Source organism: Neisseria sp. P0022.S010, assembly GCF_051956635.1.
This window is the reverse complement of the sequence record NZ_JBQCXF010000367.1, coordinates 1-3021: the sequence shown is the minus strand read 5'-3', so window position 1 is coordinate 3021 and position 3021 is coordinate 1. Positions and strand designations below refer to the sequence as shown.

Here is a 3021-nt window from a genome sequence, read left to right as displayed (position 1 = left end):
AAGGGTGGCAGAGGCTGTAATGACCGTCTTCCGCTTCATAGCGCATTTCCTGGGTTTGTCCGGCAAATACTTTTTGCAGGTATTCGCGCTCCTTCAAATCCGGGGAATAGACATAGTCCGTTTTCTTGACCGCTACTTTCTCACCATTTCGATTCACGACAAAATTATCGCTACCTTCTGCATTCTGATTGGTGGCAGGCACGACTTCGTCACTCAGGGTAAGACGGGAGGAGTCGGCTGAAAAAGCCAGATAAACCGGTTTGTTGTCGATCTTATCCGGCACGATAATCACGGCAGACTTAAAAGACGAATTGTCTTTAGCCATCAAATCCAGGATTTCCGACGTTTTTCTGATATACGCCAAGTCGAAACGGTAATCAGCCAACGCATCTATTTGAGCAGGATTGTCTTTGACGATACGCTCCGACGATTGGATTAAGATGTCGCGTTTTTGTTGAATTGTCAGGTAATTGCCACCGAACAACAATGCCGCCAACAAAGGAAATACTGCCAACAACAAATATAAGGTTTTCCGGCCACCTTTGCTTTCTTCCTCTTGTCCTCGCTCGGCGATACGGGTCAAATTCAGCATGATGTTCAGTATCAAGGCACCCGCCATCACGGCAAAAATCCCCAAAATACTCATCAGGAAAATTTCCGTAATGTATTCGCGGAACACCTTAAGCCCGAAAACTTGAATCAATATCAGCGCGAACACCCAGTACACCAGCAGTGTCACTGCCACCATACCGACAATATTCGTTGCCTTAACCAATTTCTTTGCGTTCATACTCTCAAATCTTGTTCAGACTGCCTATCTGTTCTGATTAATCAGCGGATACGGATTCACCGCGCCACTGGGCAGATACACGCCGTAATGCAGGTGGGCCGGCGTAGTTCTCGCGTTGCCAGTTTTACCGACATAGCCGATGACCTGCCCTTCTTTGACTCGTTCATACAGACGAATACGGGCAAATTTATTCAGATGGGCATAGTAATGCCACGCCCCCGGCCCTTGGATACCGATAACTTTACCGCCCAATCGGTTGCGCCCGATTTTGGTCACGATGCCGGGCGTAGTACTGCGTATCGGCGTGTTTTTCTTAGCAAAAATATCCACACCTTCATGCCTGCGCCCCTGACTGCGCGCTGCGCCCCAAGTGTCGTCAAAACGCCTGCCTTTAACAGGATTCGGTAGGCTTTGCTCGGCCGGAGGCTGTTGCGCCCTCAACTGCTCGATTTCGGCAGTAGGACGCGGAAGTTGTTTGGTTGTACAGCCTGTGAATAAAACCACGGCTGCACTGATTAATAAGGTTTTTGTCGGCATTTTCAGCATCAAATCGGTCTCCTTGTTGTTCAGACGGCCTTGTTAAAAAGTCCTCTGAAACAAACAACTGTGATGGGTTTAATGGCTGACGTGCCGTAATGCGTGTGTCGTATTGCTTTTATTGTATATGCTTAAATCTTTTTCAGACGGCCTTAAGGTTTCGGGCCGTCTGAATATTTGCGTTATGGCTTAACCGCGCTCTGCCAATGCTTTTTTTGCGATTTCAAAATCGGAGAAATGGTGCTTCACGCCTTGTACATCCTGATAGTTTTCATGCCCTTTACCGGCAATCAGGATGATGTCATTCGTGGCAGCCCGCTCAACCGCATAACGGATGGCAACAGCGCGATCAACTTCGACACGCTCAGGATTAGGTACGGCAGGCAAAATATCGTTGATGATGTCTTGCGGATTTTCCAAACGCGGGTTGTCGCTGGTTACGACAACTTTATCCGCACCCTGTACGGCTGCCGCGCCCATCAGCGGGCGTTTACCACGATCGCGGTTGCCGCCGCAGCCGAATACGCACCACAAAGCCGCGCCCTGCGGTTTGATTTCCTGCAAAGTGGAGAGTGCTTTTTCCAATGCGTCGGGGGTGTGGGCATAATCGACAACGACCAAAGGTTTGCCGCTGTTCATAATGCAATCCATGCGGCCTGAAGCGGGACGGATTTTTGCCAGTACTTCCAAAACGTTATTAAGTGGATAACCGTTGGCACACAGCAAGGCAACGCAGGCGGCAAGGTTTTGCGCGTTGAATCGTCCGAGCAGACGGGTACGGCATTTTCCTTCGCCCCACGGGGTTTGGAATACGGCTTCCATGCCGTCTGAAGAAGCGATGAAATCGGTAATGCGGATATCGGCTTGCTCGCTGAAACCATAGCCATAAACAGCTAAATCGGGACAGTCTTTTTTCAGACGGCCTGCGAGTTCTGCCCCATATTCATCATCGACATTGATGATGGCGTGTTGCAGACCATGCCAGTAGAACAGGCGCGACTTGATGGCACCGTAGGCTTCCATGGTGCCGTGGTAATCGAGGTGGTCGCGGGTGAGATTGGTAAAGATTGCGCTGCGAAACGGCACGCCGTTGACGCGCGATTGGTCAAGGCCGTGGCTGGAAACTTCCATCGCGGCGGCTGTTGCGCCTTGCTGGCGGAAGCGGTAGAGCAGGGTTTGGACATCGACAGGGGCTGGCGTGGTATGCGTGGTCTCTTCCAATGCGCCCCAAAAGCCGTTGCCGACTGTGCCGATAATAGTGGTTTTTTCGCCCAACAGATCGGCAGCTTGCGCCAGCCATTGTGTGATAGAGGTTTTGCCGTTGGTACCGGTTACGCCCCAAACTTTAAGGCCGTCTGAAACATTGCCGTAAACCTGTGCCGCCAACATACCGGCGCGGTGTTTCAAATCTTTAATGCCTTGATTGGGAACGTTCCATTCAGGATTCCATGTGAATTTACCGTCATCATCCCAAAAAACAAAGATAGCACCGTTGGCGATGGCGGCAGGAATATAGCTGCGGCCGTCTGTATATTCGCCCTGACAGGCAACGAAAATGTCACCCTGTTTAATTTGTCGGCTGTCTGAATGCAACAAACGCCCTGCTGCGTTTTCACACAGCAGAGGCGGAAAGTTGGTTTCAGCCAAGGGGGTTAACTTGCTGAACATAAACAATATCTCTTTGATTGTTTGGA

Annotated in this window: 3 protein-coding genes; all 3 read right to left on the bottom strand. The window is 50.4% G+C overall.

All coding sequences use genetic code 11. The features are described 5' to 3' along the window. A partial coding sequence (locus ACTHUT_RS16820) for a peptidase (RefSeq protein ID WP_440419133.1) occupies positions 1–790 on the bottom strand: 790 nt, incomplete at its 3' end. A 24-nt stretch (positions 791–814) separates the two neighbouring features. Beyond that, on the bottom strand, positions 815–1336 hold the full coding sequence (locus ACTHUT_RS16815) for a M23 family metallopeptidase (protein WP_250601781.1): 522 nt from the start codon (positions 1334–1336) through the stop codon (positions 815–817). Between the two features lie 180 nt (positions 1337–1516). Then, positions 1517–2995: a UDP-N-acetylmuramoyl-L-alanyl-D-glutamate--2,6-diaminopimelate ligase gene (locus ACTHUT_RS16810; protein WP_250601372.1), complete on the bottom strand. Its 1479-nt coding sequence runs from the start codon at positions 2993–2995 to the stop codon at positions 1517–1519. Positions 2996–3021: the final 26 nt, after the last annotated feature.

Bases quoted from the DNA above. Each gene is read 5' to 3' on its own strand.
- ACTHUT_RS16815 (WP_250601781.1), bottom strand. From the start codon at position 1,336: ATGCTGAAAATGCCGACAAAAACCTTATTAATCAGTGCAGCCGTGGTT.
- ACTHUT_RS16810 (WP_250601372.1), bottom strand. From the start codon at position 2,995: ATGTTCAGCAAGTTAACCCCCTTGGCTGAAACCAACTTTCCGCCTCTG.